The sequence below is a fragment of the Xenophilus azovorans DSM 13620 genome (genome assembly GCF_000745855.1).
GTDB lineage: Bacteria > Pseudomonadota > Gammaproteobacteria > Burkholderiales > Burkholderiaceae_C > Xenophilus > Xenophilus azovorans.
Window position 1 is genome coordinate 74695 of record NZ_JQKD01000016.1, and the last position, 26674, is coordinate 101368.

Genomic DNA, 26674 nt, shown 5'->3' on the forward strand with positions numbered 1-26674 from the left:
GACTCACAACACCACCACCAAGAAGGAAAGAGGAAGGCAAACATGATCAAGAACACCCTGATCGCATTGGCGGCCGCCGCCGGCTGCCTGGCCGTGCAGGCGCGCGAATTCCGCTCCGCCGACGTGCACAACAGCGACGACTACCCCACCGTGGCGGCGGTCAAGCACATGAGCCAGCTGCTGGAGCAGCGCAGCGGCGGCAAGTACAGGATCAAGGTCTTCAACAAGAGCGCGCTGGGCTCGGAGAAGGAGACGCTGGATCAGGTCAAGATCGGCGCGCTGGAGATGAACCGCGTGAACATCAGCGCGCTCAACTCCATGTGCCCGAAGACGCTGGTGCCCACCATGCCCTTCCTCTTCGACTCCATCGCCCACATGCGCAAGACGCTGGACGGCCCCGTAGGCGACGAGATCCTCAAGGGCTGCGAGCACGAGGGCCTGGTGGGCCTGGCCTTCTACGACAGCGGCGCGCGCTCCATCTACGCCAAGAAGCCCGTCAGGACCGTGGCCGACACCAAGGGCATGAAGATCCGCGTGCAGCAGTCCGACCTGTGGGTGGCGCTGGTCGGCGCCATGGGCGCCAACGCCACGCCGATGCCGGCCGGCGAGGTCTACACCGCGCTCAAGACCGGGCTGATCGACGCGGCCGAGAACAACATCCCCTCCTACGAGGGCTTCAAGCACTACGAGGCGGTGAAGTTCTACTCGCACACCGAGCACTCCATGGCGCCGGAGGTGCTGGTCATCTCCAAGGTGATCTTCGACAAGATGTCGAAGGCCGACCAGGACCTGTTCCGCCAAACGGCCAAGGAGTCGGTGGCGTTCCAGCGCCAGAAGTGGGACGAGCAGGAGGCCAAGGCGCTGGACATCGTGGTCAAGGCCGGCTCCACCATCGTCAAGGACGTGGACAAGGCCTCCTTCAAGGCCGTGATGCAGCCGGTGTACGACAAGTTCATCACCACGCCGGACCTCAAGCGCCTGGTCAAGGCCGTGCAGGACGGCAAGTGAGCCACCCGCTGGAAGAACTGGCGGCAGGCCTGCCCGCGCCGCAGGCGCAGCGGCCCGCGGCGCGCGGCGCCTACACGCGCCTGTGCGCCGCGTTGTCCAAGGCCAGCCTGCTGCTGGCCGTGGCGATGCTCATCGCCATCATCGTCTGCGTGCAGTACCAGGTGGTGGGCCGCTACGTGTTCAACGACACGCCCACCTGGGCCGAGGGCCTGGCGCTGCAGCTGGTGCTCTACGTCACGGCGCTGGCCGTGGCGGTGGGCGTGCGCGATGCGGGCCACATCGGGCTGGAGTCGCTCGTCTCGCTGCTGCCCGAGGGGCCGCGCCTGAAGCTGGAAGTGCTGATCCACGCGCTGGTGGCGCTGTTCGGCGCCATCATGGCCTTCAGCGGCTGGCAGTGGACCGTGCTCAAGTGGAGCGACATGAAGCCCATGATGCACGTGCCCGTGGGCATGGACTACCTGGCGCTGGTGGTGGCGGGCGCGCTGATCGTGATGTTCTCCATCGAGCACATCATCGCCCTGCTGCGCGGGGAGGACGTGGAGCCGGCCTGGCACTGAGGCCGCCGCCACGCACGCGCACAAGACAACAACAACTGGAAAAGAACGGAGACGTCCGGTGGAACTGGCGGTACTTTCCTTGAGCTTCCTGGCGCTGCTGGTGCTGGGCGTGCCGGTGGCCTTCTCGATCGGGCTGGCCTCGGTGGCCACGGTGCTGTATGCGGGCCTGCCCGTGGCGGTGGTGTTCCAGAAGATGGTCGGCGGCATGCAGATCTTCAGCTTCCTGGCCATCCCCTTCTTCGTCTTCGCCGGCGAGCTGATGCTCTACGGCGGCATCGCGCAGCGCATCGTGCGCTTCGCCAACAGCCTGGTGGGCCACGTGCGCGGCGGCCTGGGCATGAGCAACGTGGTGGGCTGCACGCTCTTCGGCGGCGTGGCGGGCTCGCCGGTGGCCGACGTCTCGGCCATGGGCTCCGTGATGATCCCGCTGATGAAGAAGGAGGGCTACGACGCCGACTACGCCGTGAACGTGACCACGCACGCGGCCCTGGTCGGTGCGCTGATGCCCACCTCGCACAACCTGATCATCTTCACGCTGGCCACCACCGGCATCGCCTCGGTCAGCGTGCTGAGCCTGATCCTCGCGGGCCTGGTGCCGGCGCTGCTGCTGACGGTCTGCAACCTGGGCGCCGCCTACTGGGTCGCCATCCGGCGCGGCTACGCGATCCGCGGCGCCTTCCCGGGCTGGGGCGAGGTGCTCGCCTCCTTCGTCGCGGCGCTGCCGGGGCTGCTGATCGTGGCGATCATCCTGGTGGGCATCCTCTCGGGCGTGTTCACGGCCACCGAGTCGGCCGCCACCGCCGTGCTGTGGGCGCTGCTGGTCACGGTGCTGGTGTACCGCTCGCTCTCCTGGAAGGACTTCCTCAAGGCCTGCGCCAAGGCCTGCAAGACCACCGGCATCGTGCTGCTGCTGATCGGCATCAGCTCGGCCTTCGGCTACTTCATGGCGCTGTACGAGGTGCCGCAGAAGACCGGCGAGCTGATGACCAGCGTCTCCAGCAGCCCCTGGGTGATCTTCCTGATGATCAACGTGCTGCTGTTCCTGCTGGGCACCTTCCTGGACATGGCGGCCACGATCCTGATCTGCACGCCCATCTTCCTGCCCATCGCCATGCAGTTCGGCATGAGCCCGGTGCAGTTCGGCATCGTCATGCTGATCAACTGCGCGCTGGGCCTGAACACGCCGCCCGTGGGCACCACGCAGTTCATCGGCTGCGCCATCGGCGGCGTCTCGGTGGGGCAGGTGATGCGCTCCATCCTGCCCTTCTACGGCGCGCTGACCCTGTGTCTGCTGCTCGTGACCTACGTGCCGCTGTTCTCCACCTGGCTGCCCACCCTTTTGAACGCGCCGCTGAAGTAGCGCTGCTTTCCGTCTGCCATGCCCACGTCCCACGCCATCCGCCACGTCCGCATCACGCCCATCGCCTTCCGCGATCCGCCGCTGCTCAACGCGGCGGGCATCCACGAGCCCTGGGCGCTGCGCTCCATCGTCGAGATCGAGACGGCCTCGGGCCGCGTCGGCATCAACGAGAGCTACGGCGACCAGCCCATGCTGGATGCGCTGGCCAAGGCCGCGCCAGCCCTGCCCGGGCTGTCGCCGTGGGCGCTCAACGAGATGGAGCGGCGCGTCGCGGCGCTGGTCGCGCCGCCGGCGCAGACGGCCTCGGAGTTCCTGGGCCAGCAGGTCTCGCTGGCGCCGGGCACCCACGTCTCCAAGACGGTCGCGAAGGTCGTCAGCGCCTTCGAGGTGGCGATGCTCGACCTGCAGGGCCAGCTCGCGCAGGCGCCCGTGGTCGACCTGCTGGGCGGCGCGGCCCGCGACAGCGTGCCCTTCTCCGCCTACCTCTTCTACAAGTACGCCGAGCACATCGACAGGCCCTACGCGCCCGACGCCTGGGGCGAGGCGCTCACGCCGCAACAGCTCGTCGCCCAGGCGCGGCGCATGATCGGACAGTACGGTTTCCAGAGCATCAAGCTCAAGGCCGGCGCGCTGCCGCCCGAACAGGAGGCTGCCGGCATCCTGGCCCTGGCCGACGCCTTCCCCGGCACGCCGCTGCGCATCGACCCCAACGGCAACTGGACGGTGGACACCAGCCTGAAGATCGTGCGGCAGCTGCGCGGCGTGCTCGAGTACTACGAGGACCCGGCTCCGGGCCTGGAGGGCATGGCCGCCGTGGCGCGCGAGTGCGACGTGCCGCTGGCCACCAATATGGTGGTCACCGACTTCGCCGAGTTCCGCCGCAACGCCGACATGGGCTGCCCGGTGAAGATCGTGCTGAGCGACCACCACTACTGGGGCGGCCTGCGCGCGACGCAGCGGCTGTCCACCCTGTGCCGGACCTTCGACCTCGGCCTGTCCATGCACAGCAACTCCCACCTCGGCGTCAGCCTGGTGGCGATGACGCACCTGTGCGCCAGCGTGCCGCTGCTGACCTATGCCTGCGACACGCACTACCCGTGGCAGGACGAGGAGGTCATCGAGGGCGGCCGGCTGCGCTTCGACCAGGGCAGCCTGCGCGTGCCCACCGCGCCGGGCCTGGGCGTCGCGCTGGACCGCAAGGCGCTCGCCCGCCTGCACGACAACTACCTGCGCTGCGGCATCCGCCACCGCGACGACCTGGCGCAGATGCGCAAGTACGACCCGGCCTTCACCGGCAGGCAGCCCCGTTTCTGAATGCGCCACCCACGCCGACGACAACAGGTGGCCACCGCGCGCACGCGCTGCGCACTTCCTTCCCTTCCCATCCCACACAGGAGACTTTCCATGCAACGCCGCACGCTGATCCATCGCTCCCTCGCCGCCGGCACCCTGCTGCTGGGCGGCGCGTTCGCCGCCCTGCCCGCCGCGGCGCAGGGCGCCTGGCCCACGGGCAAGGCCATCACCTACATGGTGCCCTTCCCGCCCGGCGGCAACACCGACACCCTGGCGCGCGTGATCGCCCAGCCGCTGGGCACGGCGCTGGGCACGCCGGTGGTCATCGAGAACAAGGGCGGCGCCGGCGGCAGCGTGGGCTCGGCCATCGTCGCGCGCGCGCCGGCCGACGGCTACACCATCCTGGGCGGCACCATCAGCTCGCACTCCATCAACGTGAGCCTGTATTCCAAGCTGGACTACGACCCCGTCAAGTCCTTCACGCCGGTGGCCATGCTGGGCTCGGGCCCGCTGGTGCTGGTGGTGCCCTCCGCCAGCCCCTACAAGACGCTCGACGACGTGCTGGCCGCCAGCAAGGCCAAGCCGGGCGGCCTGTCCTCGGCCTCGCCGGGCACCGGCACCTCGCCGCACATGGCGCTGGAGCTGCTGGCCTACCAGTCGGGCGTGAAGTTCACGCACGTGCCCTACAAGGGCAGCGGCCCGGCCGTGCAGGACGTGGTCGGCGGCCAGGTGGACATGATGTTCGACACCACGCTGATCGTCGGCCCGCACATCCAGTCCGGCAAGCTGCGCCCCATCGCCGTGAGCAGCTCGAAGCGCGTGGACTCGCTGCCGGACGTGCCGACCATCGCCGAAGCGGGCCAGAAGGGCTTCGACATGGGCTCCTGGCAGGCTGTGTTCGCGCCGGCGGGCACGCCCAAGCCCATCGTGGACCGGCTGCACGCCGAGATCATGAAGATCATCGCAACGCCCGAGGTGCAGGCGCGGCTGAAGGGCTTCGGCATGGTGCCCTCCACCATGACGCCCGCCGAGCTCGGCGAGTACCAGAAGGCCGAGGTCGCCAAGTGGGCGCAGGTGATCAAGGCGGCCGGCATCAAGGCCGAATGAGTACCGGCCAGGCGGCGGGCATCCGGGCGCCCCTGTACATCCGGATGCACGAGGCCGACAACGTCGCCATCGTGGCCAACGACGGCGGCCTGCCGGCCGGCACCGTGTTCCCCTGCGGCCTGACGCTGGTGGACAAGGTGCCGCAGGCGCACAAGGTGGCGCTGGCGGACATCCCCGAGGGTGCGCCGGTGCGCCGCTACGGCGTGGCCATCGGCTACGCGCTGAAGGACCTGCCGCGCGGCAGCTGGGTGCACGAGCGCCTGCTGCGCATGCCCGAGGCGCGCGCGCTGGAGGGCCTGCCCATCGCCACCGTGCGGCCGCCCGTGCAGCCGCCGCTGGAGGGCTTCACCTTCGAGGGCTACCGCAACGCGGACGGCTCGGTCGGCACGCGCAACATCCTGGCCATCACGCAGACCGTGCAGTGCGTGGCCGGCGTGACGGCATACGCCGTGCAGCGCATCAAGGCCGAACTGCTGCCCCGCTACCCGAACGTCGACGACGTGGTGGCGCTGGAGCACGGCTACGGCTGCGGCGTGGCCATCGACGCGCCCGACGCCGCGGTGCCGATCCGCACGCTGCGCAACATCAGCCTGAACCCGAACTTCGGCGGCGAGCTGATGGTCGTCAGCCTGGGCTGCGAGAAGCTGCAGCCCGAGCGGCTGCTGCCGCCGGACGCGATCCCGCTGGCCGCGGACGCGCCGGCGCCGGACGTGGTCTGCCTGCAGGACGAGGGGCACGTCGGCTTCATGTCGATGGTCGACTCGATCCTGCGCCAGGCCGAGACGCACCTGGCGCGCCTGGACGCCCGGCGGCGCGAGACGGTGCCCGCCAGCGAGCTGGTGGTGGGCGTGCAGTGCGGCGGCAGCGACGCCTTCAGCGGCGTGACGGCCAACCCCGCGGTGGGCTTCTGCACCGACCTGCTGGTGCGCGCCGGCGCCACCGTGATGTTCAGCGAGGTGACCGAGGTGCGCGACGGCATCGACCAGCTCACCGCGCGCGCCGCCACGCCCGAGGTGGCGCAGGCCATGATCGAGCAGATGGCCTGGTACGACGCCTACCTCGCCCGGGGCCGCGTGGACCGCAGCGCCAACACCACGCCCGGCAACAAGAAGGGGGGCCTGTCCAACATCGTCGAGAAGGCGATGGGCTCCATCGTCAAGAGCGGCAGCGCGCCCATCGCCGGCGTCGTCGCGCCCGGCGAGAAGGCACGGCGCAAGGGCCTGCTCTACGCCGCCACGCCGGCCTCCGACTTCATCTGCGGCACGCTGCAGCTGGCGGCCGGCATGAACCTGCACGTGTTCACCACCGGCCGCGGCACCCCCTACGGGCTGGCGCAGGTGCCGGTGATCAAGGTCGCCACGCGCACCGAACTGGCGCGCCGCTGGCACGACCTGATGGACGTCAACGCCGGCCGCATCGCCGACGGCGAGGCGAGCATCGAGGACGTGGGCTGGGAGCTGTTCCGCCTGATGCTCGAGGTGGCCAGCGGCCGCCGGAAGACCTGGGCCGAGCAGTGGAAGCTGGCCAACGCGCTGGTGCTGTTCAATCCCGCGCCGGTGACCTGAGAAGGCGCGGACGCATCCCGTCGCGGCGGGGGCCGCCGATAGAATCGCCCACCTTTGGCCGCCCCCGAACCGACCTTGTCCGACCGCCTCTCCGTCCTGCCGCAGTACCTGTATCCGAAGAAGGGGCTGACCTCGTTCGCCGGGTGGGTGGCGCGCGGCGAGCACGGCGCGGTCACCACGGCCATCATCCGCCGCTTCGTGCGCAAGTACGGCGTCGACATGGGCGAGGCGGCCGAGTCCGACATCGCCCGCTACGCCAGCTTCAACGACTTCTTCACCCGCGCCCTGAAGCCCGGCGCCCGCCCCATCGCCGATGCGCCGCTGGTGTGCCCGGTGGACGGCGCCATCAGCCAGTTCGGCCGCATCGAGGGCGACCAGATCTTCCAGGCCAAGGGCCACCGCTACACCGCCACCGCCCTGCTGGCCGGCGACGCGGCGCTGGCGCAGCGCTTCCGCGACGGCAGCTTCGCCACGCTGTACCTGAGCCCGCGCGACTACCACCGCATCCACATGCCCTGCGACGGCCGCCTGCTGCGCATGAGCTACGTGCCGGGCGAGCTGTTCTCGGTCAACCCCGTCACGGCGCGCGGCGTGCCCGGGCTGTTCGCCCGCAACGAGCGCGTCGTGTGCCTGTTCGAGTCGGCCGGGCACGGTCCCTTCGTGCTGGTGCTGGTGGGCGCGACCATCGTGGGCAGCATGGCCACGGTGTGGCACGGCGTGGTCAACCCGCCGCGCGGCGGCCAGGTGCGCGAATGGCGCTACGAGGACCAGGACATCACGCTGGCGAAGGGCCAGGAGATGGGCCGCTTCCTGCTCGGCTCGACGGTGGTGCTGCTGTTCCCCGCCCCCGCGCTGGCCTTCAACCCGGACTGGGCGCCGGGCCGCGCCGTCCGTCTGGGCGAATGCATGGCCGGCATGGCGGGCGCGCCGTCAAGTCCGGCCGGCTGATCTGAGGCTTGCACGCCACAACCCGCTCCGTACCTGCACGGCCAGCTACGAAACTTGTAGCATCCCGGATGCCGCGCCCCAAAGAGGCGCTCCGCCCCCGGCGCGCACGACACAACGAGGAGATGTCCTGATGAGCAGCAAGGAGAACACGGCCATCAGCCAGTTGCTGGCACTGCTGGAGGCCCGCTACGCGCTGCGCGTGCTGTGGGCCCTGCGCGATGGCCATCCGCAGACGTTCCGGCTGCTCCAGGACAGCGTGGGCGGCATCACGCCCAACACCCTCAACACCCGCATCAAGGAACTGCGCGAGGCCGGCCTGCTCGGCCACGGCAGCGACGGCTACTGCCTCACCCTGGCCGGGCAGGACCTGCTCAAGCGCCTGTCGGACCTGCAGGCCTTCGCCAGCAAGTGGCAGGTGGCGCAGGTGCACCGCAGGGAGCCGGCGCCGCTGCCGGCCAAGGTCGGCTGAGGCGCGGCGGCGGCGCGCCTCGCTACACTGCGCGGCCCGTGCCCGGCATGGCGCCACGCCATCGCCGCGCGATCCTTCCCGCCCCCTGCCCCCTGAGGAGCCCGCCCATGCCCACCACCCCTTCCGGCCTGCAGTACGAGGACACCGTCGTCGGCGACGGCGCCGAGGCCCAGCCCGGCCACCACGTGCACGTCCACTACACCGGCTGGCTCTACAACGACGGCCAGCAGGGCGCCAAGTTCGACTCCAGCCGCGACCGCGGCCAGCCCTTCTCCTTCCCGCTCGGCGCCGGCCACGTCATCAAGGGCTGGGACGAGGGCGTCGCCGGCATGAAGGTCGGCGGCCAGCGCACGCTCATCATCCCGCCCGGCCTGGGCTACGGCGCCCGCGGCGCCGGCGGCGTCATCCCGCCCAACGCGACCCTCAAGTTCGACGTCGAACTCCTCGGCGTCTGACCCGCCCGGGCCCGGCCCGGACGCCCCCGTCCCCACCCCATCGGCGGCGCGCTTTCCATTGGAAATTTCAAGCGCGCCGGCCGGCGCTGCGCCCTTGAAAAAGACCCTGCGGGCCCCAGGTGGTCGGCAACCCCGTTTCCAGACCTCTTTTCCCCAGACCACATGACGGAGAACACCCCCCCGCACACCGACCAGCCCGGCACCGCCCGCAGCCCTGAAGAACAGGAGGCGGCGCAGGCCGCCAGCGAGGCCGATGCGCAGGCCCAGGCCGTGAACCTCCAGGCCGAACTGGATGAACTGAAGGCGAAGAACGCCGAACTGGCCGACCAGTACCTGCGCGCCCAGGCCGAGGCGCAGAACGCCCGCCGCCGCGCCGAGGACGAGGTCTCCAAGGCCCGCAAGTTCGCGCTCGAAGGCTTCGCCGAGAGCCTGCTGCCCGTGCTGGACAGCCTGGAGGCCGGCCTGGCGGTCAAGGAAGCCACCAACGAGCAGATCCGCGAGGGCGCCGAGGCCACGCTGCGCCAGCTCAGGAGCGCGCTGGAGCGCAACAAGGTGATCGAGGTCGCGCCCGCCGTGGGCGCCAGGTTCGACCCGCACCTGCACCAGGCCATCTCGATGGTGCCGGCCGAGCAGGAGGCCAACACCGTGGTGAGCGTGCTGCAGAAGGGCTACACCATCGCCGAGCGCGTGCTGCGCCCGGCCCTGGTCATGGTGGCGGCCCCCAGGTAAGGCACAGGCTGCACACAGGAAATTCCCTGGCGAGTCCTTGAATACCCCAGGGTTATCCACACGTTCATCCACAACCCCATTCATCGCATTCAGGAGCACAACGACATGGCAAAGATCATCGGCATCGACCTGGGCACGACCAACTCGTGCGTGTCGATCATGGAGGGCAACAACACCCGCGTGATCGAGAACTCCGAGGGCGCGCGCACCACGCCTTCCATCATTGCGTACCAGGAGGACGGCGAAGTTCTCGTCGGCGCGCCGGCCAAGCGCCAGGCCGTCACCAACCCGAAGAACACGCTGTACGCGATCAAGCGCCTGATCGGCCGCAAGTTCGAGGAAAAGGAAGTCCAGAAGGACATCCACCTCATGCCCTACGAGATCGTCAAGGCCGACAACGGCGACGCCTGGGTGGAAGTGCGCGGCAAGAAGCTGGCGCCCCCGCAGGTCAGCGCCGAGGTGCTGCGCAAGATGAAGAAGACCGCCGAGGACTACCTGGGCGAACCGGTCACCGAAGCCGTGATCACCGTGCCGGCCTACTTCAACGACAGCCAGCGCCAGGCCACCAAGGACGCCGGCCGCATCGCCGGCCTGGACGTCAAGCGCATCATCAACGAGCCCACCGCCGCGGCCCTGGCCTTCGGCCTTGACAAGCAGGACAAGGGCGATCGCAAGATCGCCGTCTATGACCTGGGCGGCGGCACCTTCGACGTGTCGATCATCGAGATCGCCGACGTCGACGGCGAGAAGCAGTTCGAGGTGCTGTCCACCAACGGCGACACCTTCCTGGGCGGCGAGGACTTCGACCAGCGCATCATCGACTACATCGTCACCGAGTTCAAAAAGGAACAGGGCGTCGATCTGTCCAAGGACGTGCTCGCGCTGCAGCGCCTGAAGGAAGCGGCCGAGAAGGCCAAGATCGAGCTGTCCAGCGGTGCGGCCACCGACATCAACCTGCCCTACATCACGGCGGACGCGTCGGGCCCGAAGCACCTGAACATCAAGCTCACCCGCGCCAAGCTGGAAAGCCTGGTCGAGGATCTGATCGAGCGCACCATCGCGCCCTGCCGCACGGCCATCAAGGACGCCGGCATCAGCGTCAACGACATCAGCGACGTGATCCTGGTGGGCGGCCAGACCCGCATGCCCAAGGTGCAGGACAAGGTCAAGGAGTTCTTCGGCAAGGAGCCGCGCAAGGACGTGAACCCCGACGAGGCCGTGGCCGTCGGTGCCGCCATCCAGGGCCAGGTGCTCTCGGGCGACCGCAAGGACGTGCTGCTGCTGGACGTGACCCCGCTGTCGCTGGGCATCGAGACCATGGGCGGCGTGATGACCAAGATGATCGCCAAGAACACGACCATCCCGACCAAGTTCGCGCAGACCTTCTCCACCGCCGACGACAACCAGCCGGCCGTGACCATCAAGGTCTTCCAGGGCGAGCGCGAAGTGGCCTCGGGCAACAAGCTGCTGGGCGAGTTCAACCTGGAGGGCATCCCGCCGGCGCCGCGCGGCACGCCGCAGATCGAGGTGAGCTTCGACATCGACGCCAACGGCATCCTGCACGTGGGCGCCAAGGACAAGGCCACCGGCAAGGAGAACAAGATCACCATCAAGGCCAACTCGGGCATCTCCGAGGAGGAGATCCAGAAGATGGTGAAGGACGCCGAGCTGAACGCCGCCGAGGACAAGAAGAAGGTCGAGCTGGCGCAGGCGCGCAACCAGGGCGAGGCCATGGTGCACAGCGTCAAGAAGTCGCTGGGCGAGCACGGCGACAAGCTCACCCCGGCCGAGAAGAGCGAGATCGAGACCGCTTCCAAGGAACTGGAAGAGGCGCTCAAGGGCGAGGACAAGGCCGCGATCGAGTCGAAGACCGAGGCGCTGATGGCCGCCAGCCAGAAGCTGGGCGAGAAGATGTACGCCGATGCCCAGGCGGCCGCCGCCGCGGCGGGCGCCGCGGCCGGCGGCGAGCAGCCGCAGGGCCAGCAGGGCCAGGGCGCGGCGGGAGGCGACGACAACGTCGTCGACGCCGAGGTCAAGGAAGTGAAGAAGGGCTGACCAGGCGGCTTTGACGAGGCTGGGGCTCCCGCAACGGGGCCCCGGCCTTTTTGCTTTTCCACCAGCCCGTTGCAGACGAAGACCCCATGGCAACCAAACGCGACTACTACGAAGTCCTCGGCGTTCCCAAGAACGCCAGCGATGACGAGATCAAGAAGGCCTATCGCAAGCTGGCGATGAAGTACCACCCCGACCGCAACCAGGGGGATGCCGCCGCCGGCGCCGAGGCGAAGTTCAAGGAGGCCAAGGAAGCCTACGAGATGCTGTCCGACGGACAGAAGCGCGCGGCCTACGACCAGTTCGGCCATGCCGGCGTGGATCCGAACATGCGCGGCGGCATGGGCGGCGCCGACGGCTTCGGCGGCTTCGCCGAGGCCTTCGGCGACATCTTCGGCGACGTGTTCGGCGGCGGCGGCAGCCGGCGCGGCGGCGGCCGGCAGGTGTTCCGCGGCAGCGACCTGAGCTACGCGATGGAGATCACGCTGGAGGAAGCGGCCGAGGGCAAGGAGGCGCAGATCCGCATCCCGAGCTGGGACGACTGCGGCACCTGCCACGGCAGCGGCGCCAAGCCGGGCACCAAGCCCATCACCTGCACCACCTGCCATGGCGCCGGCGCGGTGCAGATGCGCCAGGGCTTCTTCAGCGTGCAGCAGACCTGCCCGCAGTGCCGCGGCACCGGCAAGATCATCCCCGAGCCCTGCCCCACCTGCCACGGCCAGGGCAAGATCAAGAACAACAAGACGCTGGAGGTGAAGATCCCCGCCGGCATCGACGACGGCATGCGCATCCGCAGCACCGGCAACGGCGAGCCGGGCACCAACGGCGGGCCGCCGGGCGACCTGTACATCGAGATCCGCGTGAAGAAGCACGAGGTCTTCGAGCGCGACGGCGACGACCTGCACTGCGTGGTGCCGGTGAGCATCACCACCGCGGCGCTGGGCGGCGAGATCAAGGTGCCCACGCTCACGGGCATGGCGGCCATCGACATCCCGGACGGCACGCAGAGCGGCAAGCAGTTCCGCCTGCGCGGCAAGGGCATCAAGGGTGTGCGCTCCAGCTACCCCGGCGACCTGTACTGCCACGTGCGCATCGAAACGCCCGTCAAGCTCACCGAGCACCAGCGCAAGCTGCTCAAGGAGCTGGACGATTCGCTCAGGAAGGGCGGCACCAAGCACAGCCCCAACGAGAAGGGCTGGTTCGACCGGGCCAAGGAGTTCTTCAACTGAGCGGCGCGCGGCACGACCGCCCCGAAGCGCATGACGGCCCCAGGCCGCATGCGCTTTTTTCTTGTCTCCGCCCGTGGGCCGCTATGAAATCCATAGCGCACCTGCCCCGCTCCCCGGCGGCTGCGAAATTCGCCCGGATTATTCCATTGAAACATTCTGAATTATCTCCGGATTGAATTCGAACAAGCAATTCAATGCGGTCGGCCGAGGCCCGCGTTCTTCCCGACAACGGGAATTAGCCGGCGCGCGTTATTCCTTTCCGGCGGGTTGATATAGGTCTTTCAGCCGGGTAATTTAGCCAAGGGCCATCCACACCGCGTCCATCTTCCCGGCGTGCCGGCGCGGCCTCCGTGGCTCCCGGGCAACGCCCGCTCGCAGAGAGGAAACGGCGGTGCGAATGCGGCCCAGTCCGACTTACAAATTCGTATTCCCGAAAACGCCGTCCTGGTGCGGGCCCTGCCACGATGGGCACGGCTTTTGCTGACGAAAAAACGCGCCCTCACGGAACTTTTTTGCATGATCGAATTTCCTAAAAATCGATGCAGCACGACAGGAATTTCCTCGAGGCGCAGTTTGTTCTATGCTGGACTCGTCGGTCTGCCATTGGGAGTTTTTTTCGGGGTACGCAAGCTGTCATCATCGAAACGCCTCGCACGATGCAGCCTGCCGCCCGGACGCCCGGCGCGCAGCCTTGTTGACTCGTTGGAGGTGTGAACCATGGATGTGATCAGCAACTTCACCGCCCGCTACGAGCGCACGCGTGAAGAGGTCCTGTCGCTGCAGGAGTACCTGGACATCTGCAAGCGCGACGCGACCGCCTACGCGACGGCCGCCGAACGGATGCTCCAGGCCATCGGCGACCCCGAACTGGTCGATACGCGCAACGACCCGCGGCTGTCGCGCATCTTCGCCAACAAGGTCATCAAGATCTACCCGGCCTTCCGGGAGTTCTACGGCATGGAGGACTCGATCGAGCAGGTCGTCTCCTACTTCCGCCACGCCGCCCAGGGCCTGGAGGAGAAGAAGCAGATCCTCTACCTGCTCGGCCCGGTAGGCGGGGGCAAGAGCTCCATCGCCGAGCGGCTCAAGCAGCTGATGGAGCATGTGCCCTTCTATGCCATCGAGGGCTCGCCGGTGAACGAGTCGCCGCTGGGCCTGTTCGACCCGGCCGAGGACGGCGAGATCCTGGAGAAGGAATACGGCATCCCGCGGCGCTACCTGCAGCGCATCCTCTCGCCCTGGGCGGTCAAGCGCCTGGAGGAGTACGGCGGCGACATCCGCCAGTTCAAGGTGGTCAAGCGCTACCCGTCGGTGCTCAAGCAGATCGCGGTGGCCAAGACGGAGCCGGGCGACGAGAACAACCAGGACATCTCCTCGCTGGTGGGCAAGGTCGACATCCGCAAGCTGGAGACCTATGCCCAGGACGACCCGGACGCCTACAGCTACTCCGGCGGCCTGTGCCTGGCCAACCAGGGCCTGCTGGAGTTCGTGGAGATGTTCAAGGCGCCGATCAAGGTGCTGCACCCGCTGCTGACGGCCACGCAGGAGGGCAACTTCAAGGGCACCGAGGGCTTCGGCGCCATCCCCTTCGACGGCATCGTGCTGGCCCACAGCAACGAGAGCGAGTGGAAGACCTTCCGCAACAACAAGAACAACGAGGCCTTCCTCGACCGCATCTACATCGTCAAGGTGCCCTACTGCCTGCGCGTGTCCGAAGAGGTGCGCATCTACGACAAGCTGGTGCGCAACTCCTCGCTGGCACAGGCACCCTGCGCGCCGGGCACGCTCAGGATGATGGCGCAGTTCTCGGTGCTCACGCGGCTGAAGGAGCCCGAGAACTCCAGCATCTTCAGCAAGATGCAGGTCTACGACGGCGAGAGCCTGAAGGACACCGACCCCAAGGCCAAGTCGATCCAGGAGTACCGCGACTACGCGGGCGTGGACGAGGGCATGGCGGGCGTGTCCACCCGCTTCGCCTTCAAGATCATCTCCAAGGTCTTCAACTTCGACAGCACCGAGGTGGCGGCCAATCCGGTGCACCTGATGTACGTGCTGGAGCAGCAGATCGAGCGCGAGCAGTTCCCGCCCGAGACGGAGCAGAAGTTCATCGGCTACATCAAGGAGCTGCTGGCGCCGCGCTACGCGGAGTTCATCGGCAAGGAGATCCAGACCGCCTACCTCGAAAGCTACAGCGAGTACGGCCAGAACATCTTCGACCGCTACGTGACCTACGCCGACTACTGGATCCAGGACCAGGAGTACCGCGACGTGGACACCGGCGAGGTGTTCGACCGCGCCGCGCTCAACGCCGAGCTGGAGAAGATCGAGAAGCCCGCCGGCATCGCCAACCCGAAGGACTTCCGCAACGAGATCGTCAACTTCGTGCTGCGCGCCCGCGCCGGCAACAGCGGGCGCAACCCGCTGTGGACCAGCTACGAGAAGCTGCGCTCGGTGATCGAGAAGAAGATGTTCTCCAACACCGAGGAGCTGCTGCCCGTCATCAGCTTCAACGCCAAGAGCAGCGCCGACGAACAGAAGAAGCACGAGGACTTCGTCACCCGCATGGTCGAGAAGGGCTACACGCCCAAGCAGGTGCGCCTGCTGTGCGAGTGGTACCTGCGCGTGAGAAAGAGCTCGTGAGTTCCGGCAGGCATTCCAGGGAGTAACCGCCATGGCCCCGCTGCAGCAGATCATCGACCGCCGGCTGTCGGGCAAGAACAAGTCGGTCGGCAACCGGGAGCGCTTCCTGCGCCGCTACCGTGCGCAGATCCGAGAGGCCGTGCGCAAGGCGGTGAGCGGGCGCGGCATCCGCGACCTGGAACAGGGCGAGGACGTCTCGCTGCCCCGGCACGACGTGTCCGAACCCACCTTCGGCCACGCCCCGGGCGGCAGCCGCGAGTACGTGCATCCGGGCAACCAGGAGTTCGTCAAGGGCGACCGCATCGAGAGGCCGCGGGGCCAGGCCGGCGGCGGCACGGGCAGCGGCGAGGCGAGCGACAGCGGCGAGGGCGAGGACGACTTCGTCTTCCGCCTCACGCGCGAGGAGTTCATGCAGGTCTTCTTCGAGGACCTCGCCCTGCCCCACCTGGTGCGCACGCAACTGGCCGAGGTGCCGGAGTGGAAGACCCACCGCGCCGGCTTCACCAGCGAGGGCACGCCCAACAACCTGCACGTGGTGCGCTCCATGCGCGGCGCGCTGGCGCGGCGCATCGCCCTGGGCGGCGAAGACCGCAAGGAGCTGCGCCGCCTGGCCGAGCACCTGGCCCGGCTGCAGGCGCATCCCGACGCCGCCACGGCGCTGCTGCGCAAGGAGATCCACGAGACCGAGCTGGCCATCGAGGAGCTGCGCAAGCGGGCGAAGCACGTGCCCTACATCGACCCGATCGACCTGCGCTACCGCAGCCGGGTGCGCACGCCGGTGCCCAGCGCCAAGGCGGTGATGTTCTGCCTGATGGACGTCTCGGGCTCGATGGACGAGGCGCGCAAGGACATGTCCAAGCGCTTCTTCATGCTGCTGTACCTGTTCCTCACGCGGCACTACGAGAAGATCGATCTGGTGTTCATCCGCCACCACACGCAGGCGCAGGAAGTGACCGAGGACGAGTTCTTCCACGCCACCGAGACCGGCGGCACCGTGGTCTCCAGCGCGCTGCTGCTGATGCGCGACATCGTCCGCGCACGCTACCCCAGCAACGAGTGGAACATCTACGGCGCCCAGGCCAGCGACGGCGACAACTGGCACCAGGACAGCGGCCGCTGCCGCGAGCTGCTGGACGAGGCGCTGCTGCCGCTGGTGCGCTACTACGCCTACGTGCAGGTGGCCGAGGCCGAACAGAACCTGTGGCAGGAATACACGCAGCTCGAGGACGCGCACCCCAACTTCGCCATGCGCAAGGTCTCCAGCGCACAGGACATCTACCCGGTGTTCCGCGAGCTGTTCAGGAAGGAGGGCACGCCGGCATGAAGACACCCTCCTCCGCGCCCCGCTTCGAGCGCGCCGCCGAGCCGCTGCCCAGCCCCTCGGACTGGACCTTCGAGCTGATCGAGCGCTACCACGGCGAGATCGCCCGTACCGCGAAGGCCTTCGGCCTGGACACCTATCCCAACCAGCTGGAGATCATCACCGCGGAGCAGATGATGGACGCCTACGCCAGCGTCGGCATGCCGGTGATCTACCGCCACTGGTCCTACGGCAAGCAGTTCATCGCCACCGAGAAGAACTACCGCCGCGGCTTCATGGGCCTGGCCTACGAGATCGTCATCAACTCCGACCCCTGCATCGCCTACTTGATGGAGGAGAACACCATGGCCATGCAGGCCCTGGTGATCGCCCACGCGGCCTACGGCCACAACAGCTTCTTCAAGGGCAACTACCTGTTCCGCATGTGGACCGATGCGTCGTCGATCATCGATTACCTGGTCTACGCGAAGAACTACATCGCCGAGTGCGAGGAGCGCCACGGCCTGGACGCGGTGGAAGACCTGCTGGACTCCTGCCACGCACTGATGAACTACGGCGTGGACCGCTACCGCCGGCCGCAGAAGCGCTCGCTGGCGCAGGAGATCGCGCGCCGCGAGGAGCGTGAGCACCACATGCAGCGGCAGATCAACGACCTGTGGCGCACCGTGCCCAAGCCCAGCGCCGACGCCGCGGAGCCGGCGGCCGCGCGCCGCTTCCCCGAGGAGCCGCAGGAGAACCTGCTGTACTTCATCGAGAAGAACGCCGCCCTGCTGGAGCCGTGGCAGCGCGAGGTGGTGCGCATCGTGCGCAAGATCGCGCAGTACTTCTACCCGCAGCGCCAGACGCAGGTGATGAACGAAGGCTGGGCCACCTTCTGGCACTACAGCCTGCTCAACAGCCTGTACGACCAGGGCCTTCTGGCTGACGGCTTCATGCTGGAGTGGCTGTCCTCGCACACCGCCGTGGTCTACCAGCCGCCGGTCAGCCACCGCGGCTACAGCGGCATCAACCCCTACGCGCTGGGCTTCGCCATGTACAGCGACCTCAAGCGCATCTGCGAGGAGCCGACCGAGGAGGACCGCGTCTGGTTCCCCGACATCGCCGGCAGCGACTGGCTCAAGACGCTGGACTGGGCGATGCGCAACTTCAAGGACGAGAGCTTCGTCGGCCAGTTCCTCAGCCCGAAGGTGATGCGGGACTTCCGCTTCTTCGCGATCCGCGACGACGAGGAAGAGCCCGAGCTGGAGGTCAGCGCCATCCACGACGAGGCCGGCTACCGCTCGCTGCGCGAGTCGCTCTCGCGCCAGTACGACATCGGCAACCGGGAGCCCGACATCCAGGTCTGGAACGTGGACCTGCGCGGCGACCGCTCCCTCACGCTGCGCCACACGCAGCGGCACAACCGGCCGCTGCACGAGGACACGCCCGAGGTGCTCAAGCACGTGGCGCGGCTGTGGGGCTTCGACGTCCACCTCGAGAGCGTGGACGGCGCGGGCCACATCGGCTACCGCAAGTCGGTGAGCCCCAAGCGCACCTGAAGCCGCTTCGTGTTCAGGCCGTGGCCTGGCGGTAGCGCGCCCAGGCCTGCGGCGTGGGCGTTGTGCCGGCGCCGGGCTCGGCGGGCAGCCGGAAGTGCCCGTCCACCACCTCGGCCGGATCGGTGAAGCAGTCCTTGATCCACGGGATGTATTCCAGCACCTCGCAGGCCGGATGGGCATAGCTCAGGTGCACATGCACCTGGCTCATCTCGCCGGCGTGCGGCGCCACCGGCAGGCGGAAGGCGTGGGCCGCCTCGCACACCTGCAGCACCTCGCTCAGGCCGCCCATGCGCGTGCTGTCCGGCTGCACCCAGTGGATCGCCTGCTGGGCGAAGAACTCGCCGAAGGCGTCGGCCGTGTAGAGCTGTTCGCCCAGCGCGACCGGGATGCGGGTGGCGCGCGCCAGTTGCGCGTGGCCCTTCACGTCGTCGTGCCACAGCGGCTCCTCGAACCAGAACACGTCGAAGGGCTCGGCACCGCGGCAGAAGCGCAGGCAGCTCGCCAGGTCCCACTTGCCGTTGCCGTCGACGGCCAGCGTCACCTCGGGGCCAACGGCCTCGCGCACGGCAGCCAGGCGGCGCAGGTCGCGCTCCACGGTGGAACCCACCTTGATCTTGATGCCGGTGAAGCCCTGCTCCACCGCGCGGCGCGCGCCGGCCACCAGCGCCTCGTCGTCGATGCTCAGCCAGCCGATGTCGGTGTTGTAGGCGCGGACCTTCTCGCGCACCTGGCCGCCGAGCAGCTTCCACAGCGGCGCGCCGGCCGCCTTGGCCTTCAGGTCCCACAGGGCCACGTCGAGGGCCGCGAGCGAGAGCGTGGTGATGCCCGCGCGGCCGATCCACTGCAGCGCCGGGTTGCGCGCCAGCTTCAGCCACAGGCGGCGCACGTCGCCGGCGTCCTCGCCCAGCAGCAGCGGGGCGTGGCAGGTCTCGATGCAGCGGGCGATGAGCTGGTCGCTCGGCAGGTGCGCGTGCGTGCCGGTGAAGCCGTGGCCCGACACGCCTTCCTCGGTGTCGATGCGCGCGCCGACCACGCCCCAGTGCGTGATGGCGTGCGTGCTGTCGGCGATCTGCGAGCCCGTGACGGGCACGTGCAGGATGAAGGGACTGACCGAGGTGATCTTCAAGCGCGTCTCCGTTGCCGTGGTTCGGCGGCGGCGGCGCGCGCCCCGACGGGCACCGCAAGGAAAACACCGCCGCCTGCCCGGCCGACGCACTGTAGCGCCGATCAGGGCGATGCGAACTGCTGCAGGAAGGCGGCCGTGACGGCCCGCGCCTGCGGCAGGTGGATCAGCGTGTGCGGCGCCTGCGCCAGCAGGACCACCATAGCCTGCGGGTTGGCCTGCAGGGCGGCCGCGCAATGCCCGCGGGCCTGCGGCTGACCGAGCCAGGCGTTGGTGGCCGAGAAATACGGGTCGGCCATGCCGATCACGTTCAGCACCGGCCGCCCGGGCGTGGCGGCGGTCGAGGCCCGCTCGACGAAGTAGTTGTCTTCGCAACTCCACGCATAGATGATCCGGCCGGCGAAATCGTCTGCGCCATGCCGCGCCACGGCCACGGCGCCCTCGCTGGTGCCGGCCAGCACCAGGCGCCGGGGGTCGGCCCAATCGCTGGCGGCCAGGGCCTGCTGGGCCAGGGCGATTTCCGAGGCCCTCAGTGCATGGATGCGTTCGTAGGTCGGCTTGTCGATCGGCGACGTGTATCGCAGGCGCCCCGGCAGCGCGAATGAATCGGGCGCCACGCTGGCAATGCCCAGGCCCGCCAGCCAGCGCTGCCACTCGGCGATGGCCGGCAGGCCGAGCCCGGACGAGCCATGCAGGAACACCACCACCGGCACCCGCCCCGGCTGCAGCCGGGGCATGTCGCGCCAGCGCCCGACGTAGGGCGCGCCGCCCGTCAGCCTGGAGGGTAGTGCCACCTGCGCTCCTTCGATCGCCGCGCGCGAGGACGCCGCGTCGTGCATGGTCGCCGTGCCCTGCACCTTGCCGCCGGGAGTGCCGTGGACGCCGCCCAGGGGCGCGCAGGCGGCGAGCGAGAGGAGCAGCGCGAGGACCGCGCCGCGATGAAGCATGGATGTCATGGCGCCAGTCTAGGAGCGGCCTACTGTTGCGTCCATTGCATTGATCTGATCGTTTATTCTCCATCTTGCATGAATATCACCCAGCGCCAGCTGCGCCTCTTCACCGTCGTCGCGGCGCTACAGAACATGTCGCGTGCCGCGCGCACCATGCACCTGAGCCAGCCAGCGCTCACCCGTGCGCTGCAGGAGTTCGAATCCCAGCTCGGCGCGCCGCTGTTCCACCGTACCACCCGGCGCGTCGCGCTGACGCCGGCGGGCGAGAGCCTGCTGCCGACGGCGCAGCGCCTGCTGCACGACCTGGACCTTGTCGGCGAGGCGATGGCGCACCGGGTTGCCGGAGCGCAGGGGGTGGTCTCCATCGCCGTGGGCACGGCCTTCGGCTGCACGGTGCTGGCGCCGGCGCTGAAGCGCTTCGCGGCGACCCATCCAGGCGTGCAGGTGCGCGTCATCGACGCCAACAGCGCCGCCATCACCCGTCGTGTGGTCGATGCCGAGGTCGATCTCGGCATCGGCACCCCCGTGGGAGACGTCCGCCTGCTGGCCTGCCACCGCATGCTGCAGGCGTCGCTGGGCGTGCTCGCGCACGCCGCCGCCTACCGCCTGCCGCGCGCGCTCACGGCCGAGCGGGCGGCCGAGCTGCCGCTGCTCAAGGAGTCCGACGACACCAGCATCATGCAGGCGCTACGGGTGCACGGCTCGCCCCTGGTGGCCCACATGGCGGGCGGCACGGAGGTCAACAGCCTCGCGCTCCAGTTGTCGCTGGCGCAGGCCGGCGTGGGCGTGGCGGTGCTGTCCGCGCTGGGTGCGTCGCACGCCATGGCGCAGGGCCTGCGCTTCGTCCCGCTGCGCCCCGTCGTCAGGCGCGAGGTGTTCCTGATGCACCGGCGCGACCGCCTGCCCGCGCCCGCCGCCGAGGCCCTCCTGGGTGCCGTCGCGCACGCCCTGCGCGCCGCGCCGCTGCACCGCGGCGTGGTGGTGGACCCTGCCTTCAAGTGGCGGCCGGACAGGGCTTCGCGGTGAACGGCGGCGCGAGCGCCCCGATCAGCCGCTGATCCGCACCAGCGCCTCGATCGCCAGCGGGTAGCCCTTGACGCCCAGGCCCACGATGATCCCGCGCGCCGCTGGCGAGATGTAGGAATGGTGGCGGAATTCCTCGCGCGCATGCACGTTGGAGATGTGCAGCTCGATCAGCGGCACGCTCGCGCCCTTGATGGCGTCGTGCAGCGCGATGGAGGTGTGGGTGTAGGCGCCAGGATTCATCACCACGCCCAGCATCGTGCCGGCCGCCACCTCGCGGCCGGCCTCATGGATCCAGTCGATGAGCTGGCCTTCCCAGTTCGACTGGCGGCACTCGACGGCCACGCCGAGCCGGTCGCCGGCCTCCTGGCACAGGCGCTCGACGTCGGCCAGCGTCTCGTGGCCGTACTGCGCCGGTTCGCGCGTGCCCAGCAGGTTGAGGTTGGGACCGTTGAGGACGAGGATCTTCTTCATGGCGGCAATGGCTTGCAGTGGGTCTGGCCGGGCATCTTAGAACGTGCCTGCGCGGTCCGCGCGCAGGGACTTGCCAATACTCCCCCCGGGTATAAACTGGCGGCATGCCCCACTCGCCCGACGAGAAGAAGAAGGCGCTGCTGCGCGTGCGCCGCATCCGCGGCCAGACCGAGGCGCTGGAGCGCGCCCTCGAGGCTGGCGCCGACTGCGGCCCGGTGCTGCAGCAGCTCGCCGCGATCCGCGGGGCCGTCAACGCCCTCATGTCCGAGGTGCTGGAGTCGCACATCCGCGAGGAGTTCGGCCAGCACGCGGGCAAGGACCCGCGCCATGCGCAGCGGGTGCAGGACATGACCCAGCTCGTGCGCACCTATCTGCGGTAGGCGCGCACGCTTCCCCCATCCCTTTTCCTTCCTGTCCACTGGAGACCGCCCATGAAATCCCGCGCCGCCGTTGCCTTCGAAGCCGGCAAGCCCCTGCAGGTCGTCGAGATCGACGTCGCCCCGCCGAAAAAGGGCGAGGTGCTGGTGAAGATCACCCACACCGGCGTGTGCCACACCGACGCCTTCACGCTCTCCGGCGACGACCCGGAGGGCCTGTTCCCCGCCGTGCTGGGCCACGAGGGCGCCGGCATCGTGGTCGAGGTGGGCGAAGGCGTCACCAGCGTCAAGCCGGGCGACCACGTGATCCCGCTGTACACCGCCGAATGCGGCGAGTGCCTGTTCTGCAAGAGCGGCAAGACCAACCTGTGCGTGGCGGTGCGCGCCACCCAGGGCAAGGGCGTGATGCCTGACGGGACCAGCCGCTTCAGCTACAACGGCCAGCCGGTCTACCACTACATGGGCTGCTCCACCTTCAGCGAGTACACCGTGGTGGCCGAGGTGTCGCTGGCGAAGGTCAGCCCCGACGCCAACCCCGAGCAGGTGTGCCTGCTGGGCTGCGGCGTGACCACCGGCCTGGGCGCGGTGAAGAACACGGCCAAGGTGCAGGAAGGCGACTCGGTCGCCGTGTTCGGCCTGGGCGGCATCGGCCTGGCGGTGATCCAGGGCGCCAGGCTGGCGAAGGCCGGGCGCATCATCGCCATCGACACCAACCCGGGCAAGTTCGAGCTGGCGAAGACTTTCGGCGCCACCGACTGCGTGAACCCCAAGGACCACGACAAGCCGATCCAGCAGGTGATCGTGGAGATGACGGGCTGGGGCGTGGACCACAGCTTCGAGTGCATCGGCAACGTCAACGTGATGCGCGCCGCGCTCGAATGCGCGCACCGCGGCTGGGGCCAGTCGGTCGTCATCGGCGTGGCCGGCGCGGGGCAGGAGATCTCCACCCGCCCCTTCCAGCTCGTCACCGGCCGGCGCTGGCTGGGCACGGCCTTCGGCGGCGTCAAGGGCCGCTCGCAACTGCCCGGCATGGTGGAGGACGCGATGGCCGGCCGCATCCAGCTCGCGCCCTTCGTCACGCACACCATGCCGCTCACCGGCATCAACGAGGCCTTCGACCTGATGCACGAGGGCAAGTCGATCCGCTCGGTGGTGCACTACTGAGACCGCCATGGCCGACGCCTCGGCAGCCCCCGCCGCCGGCCGCGTCGCCGCCGTGGCCGGCGCCAGCGGACTGGTGGGCCGCTGCCTGATCGAGCGGCTGTGCGCCGATCCGGCCGTGGCCGAAGTGCACGCGCTCGTGCGGCGCCCGCTGCCGCTGGCCCATCCCAGGCTGCGCTGCCACGTGGTCGATGTCGCCGCGCTGCCGGCCTTGCCGCCGCTCGACGAGGTCTACCTGGCGCTGGGCACCACGATCAAGACCGCGGGCAGCCAGGCGGCCTTCCGCGCGGTCGATTTCGACGCCAACCTCGCCGTCGCGCAGGCGGCCCTGGCGGCCGGCGCGCGCCGGGCCGGCCTGGTGAGCGCACTGGGCGCCAGCGCGCGATCGTCGGTGTTCTACAGCCGCGTCAAGGGCGAACTGGAAGACGCGCTGGCGGCCCTGCCCTTCGAGGCCCTGGTGATCGCCCGGCCGTCGATGCTGCGCGGCGACCGCCACGCGCTGGGACAGCCGGCGCGCCGCGGCGAGCTGCTGTGGGCCCGCCTGGAGGCGGTGCTGCGGCCGATCGTCCCGCGCCGACTGCGCGCCATCGCGGCGGCCGACGTGGCAGCGGCGCTGGCCCGCGCGGTCCCCGCCGCCCGCGGGCGCGAGGTGCTCGACTCCTCGGCCATGCAGGGCGCCGCCGCATCCTCCTGAACCTCTCCTGGAAAGACAGACATGGAACGCATCGAACAACACGCCAGCTTCGGCGGCCGGCAGGAAGTGTGGAAGCACGCCTCCGACACCCTCGGCTGCGACATGAAGTTCGGCATCTACCTGCCCGAGGCCGCGCTGCGCGGCGAGAAGCGCCCGGTGCTGTACTGGCTGAGCGGCCTGACCTGCACCGAGCAGAACTTCATCACCAAGGCCGGCGCGCAGGCGCACGCGGCGCGGCACGGCCTGATCGTGGTGGCGCCCGACACCAGCCCGCGCGGCGAGGGCGTCGCCGACGACCCGGCCTACGACCTGGGCCAGGGCGCGGGCTTCTACCTCAACGCCACCCAGGCACCGTGGGCGCCGCACTACCGCATGCAGGACTACGTGGCCGACGAACTGCCGGCGCTGGTCGAGCGGCACTTCGCCGCCGGCGATGCGCGAGGCGTCTTCGGCCACAGCATGGGCGGCCACGGCGCGCTGGTGACGGCGCTGCGCCATCCCGGCCGCTACCGCAGCGCATCCGCCTTCGCGCCCATCGTCGCGCCGACGCAGGTGCCGTGGGGACAGAAGGCGCTGACGGCCTACCTGGGCAGCGACCGCGAGGCCTGGAAGGCCTGGGACACGGTCGAACTGGTGAAGACGGCGAAGGAGCGCCTGCCCCTGCTGGTGGACCAGGGCGATGCCGACGAATTCCTGGCCGAGCTGCGGCCCGAACTGCTGAAGGCCGCCTGCAACGCCGCCGGCCATCCGCTCACGCTGCGCCTGCAGCCGGGCTACGACCACAGCTATTACTTCATCGCCAGCTTCCTGGCCGATCACTTCGCCCACCACGCAGCCGCCCTCGCGGCCTGAGAGGCGGGAATGCGGTGGCTATGATCGCGCGATGCCCCATGCGCCCCGTGGTCCCGCCTTCTGCCCCCTGCTGAGCTACGAGGTCAACAGCACGTCGGACGTCCTGCGGCGCAGTGCGGCGCTGCGCTTCCGGCGCGAGCAGGACTGCAGCCTGATGGAATGGCGCACGCTGGCGCTGATCGAGCACCTGCAGCCGGTCACGCTGCGCGCGCTCACCGACTATTCCAGCACCGACAAGGCGCAGATCAGCCGCATCGTGACAGGGCTGGTGGGCCGCGGCATGGTGCGGCGCCGCGCGCACCGCACCGATGCGCGCTCGGCGGAACTGGCCCTCACCGCCGCCGGCACGCGCACGCTGGCCGGGCTGGTCGCGGCGGCCCGCGACCGCGACCGCGCGCTGCGCGAGGTGCTGAGCGCCGAGGAGGCCGAGCAGCTCGTCGCGGCCCTGAACAAGCTCAAGGCGCGCGCGCAGGAACTGATCGCGCAGGAAGAAGAAGCGCTGGCCGCGCGCGGCTGATCTCAGCTCGCCTCCGGCGCCGCCGCGTCGAGGAAGTTGCCGGCCTCGAAGCGCACCAGGTCGTCGGCCGGGTCGAAGCGCACGCCCGCCGGGTCGCGCCCCTCCTCCACCGCCTTGACCTGCGCCTGCACCAGCCGCCGCAGCAGCACGATGCCGCGGTCGCTGGTCGCCAGGTTCTCGTGGCCGTGCCAGGTGATGTCGCCCTGGCTCTTCTGCGCCTCGTAGTCGCCGGGGAAGCGGCGGTGCTCGTCCTCGCTCAGCTCGCTCCACAGCTTGCCGTTCTGCCGCGAGCGGAAGCCCGTCAGCTCGCCCGGCTGCCGCACGCGCGCCACCGTGTAGATGCGGAAGTGCGTGTCGTCGATCGGCAGCACGAAGCCGATCGACTCCACCCGCGCGTACTGGCCCACCCGCGGGTTGGGCACGACGCGCCAGGTCGGCATGCAGGCCTCGGTGACGCGGCGGAACACCGAGCCGTCGTCCAGCGTGCGCAGCGAGGTCACCTTCACGCCCTTGTCGGTCGTCTCGAAGCTGATGGTCGGCGCGCGCAGCATCGCGTCGGTGAACTGCACGCCTGAGAAGGTGCCGTGCAGCACCAGCACGTGCCACGGGTCGACCACGTTCTCGTAGTGCTGGAACCAGTTGCAGTCGACCACCACCGGGCCGCCGCCGCCGATGCTCTGGTCGTCGGCCTCGACGAATTCGCCCTCGGCCAGGTCCTCGAAGGGCTCGAAGCGCGGCAGCACGGGCTGCCGCTCGGGCGGACCCATGTAGGCCCAGACCAGCCCATAGCGCTCGGCCACCGGGTAGGCCGGCTGCAGCATGCGGCCGATGCGGCTGCCGCCGCCGGGCTCGCAGGGCTGCTCCAGGCACTCGCCGGTGGGGCCGAACTTCCAGCCGTGGTAGCAGCAGCGGATGCCATCCTGCTCCACCTTGCCGTAGTAGAGCGAGGTGCCGCGATGCGCGCAGCGCGGATGCAGCAGGCCCGCCTCGCCCTCGCCGGTGCGAAAGAGGATCAGGTCCTCGCCCAGCACGCGGATCTGGCGCGGCGTATCGGTGGCGTCGCTGGCGAGGCCGACCGGATGCCAGTAGCGGCGCAGCAGTTCGCCCATCTGCGTGCCGCGGCCGGTGCGCACGAGTTCGTCGCGGATGCCGGGCTCCGGCAGCTCGTAGGCACTGCGGATGGGGATGAGGCGGCGGTGTTCCTGGGGGGAGTTCATGGCATCGTGGTTCCG

The 26674-nt window shown here is 69.3% G+C and carries 25 protein-coding genes; 21 read left to right on the forward strand and 4 right to left on the reverse strand.

Annotation, left to right across the window (positions count from 1 at the left end; translation table 11 throughout):
• Positions 1–42 precede the first annotated feature (42 nt).
• The 15 genes from Q392_RS10525 (at position 43) to Q392_RS10595 (ending at position 18271) form a co-directional block, all read left to right on the forward strand.
• Positions 43–1008 (forward strand): TRAP transporter substrate-binding protein, encoded by a 966-nt coding sequence (locus tag Q392_RS10525; RefSeq protein WP_038206094.1) that lies wholly within the window; start codon positions 43–45, stop codon positions 1006–1008.
• 125 nt (positions 1009–1133) lie between these two features.
• The gene (locus Q392_RS10530; RefSeq protein ID WP_051953260.1) at positions 1134–1565 is read left to right on the forward strand and encodes a TRAP transporter small permease; all 432 of its coding nucleotides are present in this window, start codon (positions 1134–1136) and stop codon (positions 1563–1565) included.
• Between the two features lie 58 nt (positions 1566–1623).
• The gene (locus Q392_RS10535; RefSeq protein WP_038206097.1) at positions 1624–2925 is read left to right on the forward strand and encodes a TRAP transporter large permease; all 1302 of its coding nucleotides are present in this window, start codon (positions 1624–1626) and stop codon (positions 2923–2925) included.
• 18 nt (positions 2926–2943) lie between these two features.
• Positions 2944–4239 carry a glucarate dehydratase family protein gene (locus Q392_RS10540; RefSeq protein WP_038206100.1) on the forward strand — a complete coding sequence of 432 codons (1296 nt, stop codon included), beginning with the start codon at positions 2944–2946 and terminating at the stop codon, positions 4237–4239.
• Positions 4240–4329: 90 nt separating this feature from the next.
• Complete coding sequence (locus Q392_RS10545; RefSeq protein ID WP_038206103.1) at positions 4330–5325, forward strand: Bug family tripartite tricarboxylate transporter substrate binding protein; 996 nt, start codon at positions 4330–4332, stop codon at positions 5323–5325.
• Positions 5322–6890: a galactarate dehydratase gene (gene garD, locus Q392_RS10550; RefSeq protein ID WP_038206106.1), complete on the forward strand. Its 1569-nt coding sequence runs from the start codon at positions 5322–5324 to the stop codon at positions 6888–6890. Before Q392_RS10545 ends, garD begins: the two co-directional genes overlap by 4 nt.
• 75 nt (positions 6891–6965) lie before the next feature.
• Positions 6966–7838 carry an archaetidylserine decarboxylase gene (asd, locus tag Q392_RS10555; protein WP_038206337.1) on the forward strand — a complete coding sequence of 291 codons (873 nt, stop codon included), beginning with the start codon at positions 6966–6968 and terminating at the stop codon, positions 7836–7838.
• A gap of 130 nt (positions 7839–7968) precedes the next feature.
• Positions 7969–8307 (forward strand): winged helix-turn-helix transcriptional regulator, encoded by a 339-nt coding sequence (locus tag Q392_RS10560; protein WP_038206109.1) that lies wholly within the window; start codon positions 7969–7971, stop codon positions 8305–8307.
• Between the two features lie 107 nt (positions 8308–8414).
• Complete coding sequence (locus tag Q392_RS10565) at positions 8415–8762, forward strand: FKBP-type peptidyl-prolyl cis-trans isomerase (protein ID WP_038206112.1); 348 nt, start codon at positions 8415–8417, stop codon at positions 8760–8762.
• 162 nt (positions 8763–8924) lie between these two features.
• The gene (grpE, locus tag Q392_RS10570) at positions 8925–9491 is read left to right on the forward strand and encodes a nucleotide exchange factor GrpE (RefSeq protein ID WP_038206142.1); all 567 of its coding nucleotides are present in this window, start codon (positions 8925–8927) and stop codon (positions 9489–9491) included.
• Between the two features lie 87 nt (positions 9492–9578).
• Positions 9579–11546: a molecular chaperone DnaK gene (gene dnaK / locus Q392_RS10575; RefSeq protein ID WP_281173404.1), complete on the forward strand. Its 1968-nt coding sequence runs from the start codon at positions 9579–9581 to the stop codon at positions 11544–11546.
• A gap of 86 nt (positions 11547–11632) precedes the next feature.
• Positions 11633–12772 (forward strand): molecular chaperone DnaJ, encoded by a 1140-nt coding sequence (dnaJ, locus tag Q392_RS10580; protein WP_038206148.1) that lies wholly within the window; start codon positions 11633–11635, stop codon positions 12770–12772.
• A 717-nt stretch (positions 12773–13489) separates the two neighbouring features.
• On the forward strand, positions 13490–15412 hold the full coding sequence (locus Q392_RS10585; RefSeq protein WP_038206151.1) for a PrkA family serine protein kinase: 1923 nt from the start codon (positions 13490–13492) through the stop codon (positions 15410–15412).
• Positions 15413–15443: 31 nt separating this feature from the next.
• The gene (locus Q392_RS10590; protein ID WP_038206158.1) at positions 15444–16736 is read left to right on the forward strand and encodes a YeaH/YhbH family protein; all 1293 of its coding nucleotides are present in this window, start codon (positions 15444–15446) and stop codon (positions 16734–16736) included.
• Positions 16733–18271 (forward strand): SpoVR family protein, encoded by a 1539-nt coding sequence (locus Q392_RS10595; RefSeq protein ID WP_038206159.1) that lies wholly within the window; start codon positions 16733–16735, stop codon positions 18269–18271. The genes Q392_RS10590 and Q392_RS10595 overlap by 4 nt, the downstream gene beginning before the upstream one ends.
• 13 nt (positions 18272–18284) lie before the next feature.
• On the opposite strand, the gene Q392_RS10600 is transcribed toward Q392_RS10595, so the two are convergent.
• Positions 18285–19397: a mandelate racemase/muconate lactonizing enzyme family protein gene (locus Q392_RS10600; RefSeq protein ID WP_038206162.1), complete on the reverse strand. Its 1113-nt coding sequence runs from the start codon at positions 19395–19397 to the stop codon at positions 18285–18287.
• A gap of 101 nt (positions 19398–19498) precedes the next feature.
• Positions 19499–20350: a dienelactone hydrolase family protein gene (locus Q392_RS10605; RefSeq protein ID WP_245610691.1), complete on the reverse strand. Its 852-nt coding sequence runs from the start codon at positions 20348–20350 to the stop codon at positions 19499–19501.
• Between the two features lie 69 nt (positions 20351–20419).
• Between Q392_RS10605 and Q392_RS10610 the strand changes: the two genes are divergently transcribed.
• Positions 20420–21370 carry a LysR family transcriptional regulator gene (locus tag Q392_RS10610; RefSeq protein WP_051953240.1) on the forward strand — a complete coding sequence of 317 codons (951 nt, stop codon included), beginning with the start codon at positions 20420–20422 and terminating at the stop codon, positions 21368–21370.
• 21 nt (positions 21371–21391) lie between these two features.
• Here Q392_RS10610 and aroQ read toward each other — a convergent pair whose 3' ends face one another.
• Positions 21392–21841 (reverse strand): type II 3-dehydroquinate dehydratase, encoded by a 450-nt coding sequence (aroQ, locus tag Q392_RS10615; protein WP_038206167.1) that lies wholly within the window; start codon positions 21839–21841, stop codon positions 21392–21394.
• A 104-nt stretch (positions 21842–21945) separates the two neighbouring features.
• On the opposite strand from aroQ, the gene frmR reads away from it, so the two are divergent.
• The 5 genes from frmR to Q392_RS10640 are packed head-to-tail and all read left to right on the forward strand — an operon-like array spanning position 21946 to position 25442.
• On the forward strand, positions 21946–22221 hold the full coding sequence (frmR, locus tag Q392_RS10620; RefSeq protein WP_038206171.1) for a formaldehyde-responsive transcriptional repressor FrmR: 276 nt from the start codon (positions 21946–21948) through the stop codon (positions 22219–22221).
• Positions 22222–22272: 51 nt separating this feature from the next.
• The gene (locus Q392_RS10625; RefSeq protein ID WP_038206174.1) at positions 22273–23382 is read left to right on the forward strand and encodes an S-(hydroxymethyl)glutathione dehydrogenase/class III alcohol dehydrogenase; all 1110 of its coding nucleotides are present in this window, start codon (positions 22273–22275) and stop codon (positions 23380–23382) included.
• A gap of 7 nt (positions 23383–23389) precedes the next feature.
• Positions 23390–24073 (forward strand): NAD(P)H-binding protein, encoded by a 684-nt coding sequence (locus Q392_RS10630; RefSeq protein ID WP_038206177.1) that lies wholly within the window; start codon positions 23390–23392, stop codon positions 24071–24073.
• Between the two features lie 21 nt (positions 24074–24094).
• A complete protein-coding gene (gene fghA, locus Q392_RS10635; RefSeq protein ID WP_038206180.1) occupies positions 24095–24925 on the forward strand; it encodes an S-formylglutathione hydrolase in 831 nt (276 codons plus the stop codon).
• 31 nt (positions 24926–24956) lie between these two features.
• Positions 24957–25442 (forward strand): MarR family winged helix-turn-helix transcriptional regulator, encoded by a 486-nt coding sequence (locus Q392_RS10640; RefSeq protein ID WP_051953243.1) that lies wholly within the window; start codon positions 24957–24959, stop codon positions 25440–25442.
• Positions 25443–25444: 2 nt separating this feature from the next.
• Here Q392_RS10640 and Q392_RS10645 read toward each other — a convergent pair whose 3' ends face one another.
• Entirely contained in the window at positions 25445–26659 is a 1215-nt protein-coding gene (locus Q392_RS10645; RefSeq protein WP_038206183.1) for an aromatic ring-hydroxylating dioxygenase subunit alpha, read from the reverse strand.
• Positions 26660–26674 lie beyond the last annotated feature (15 nt).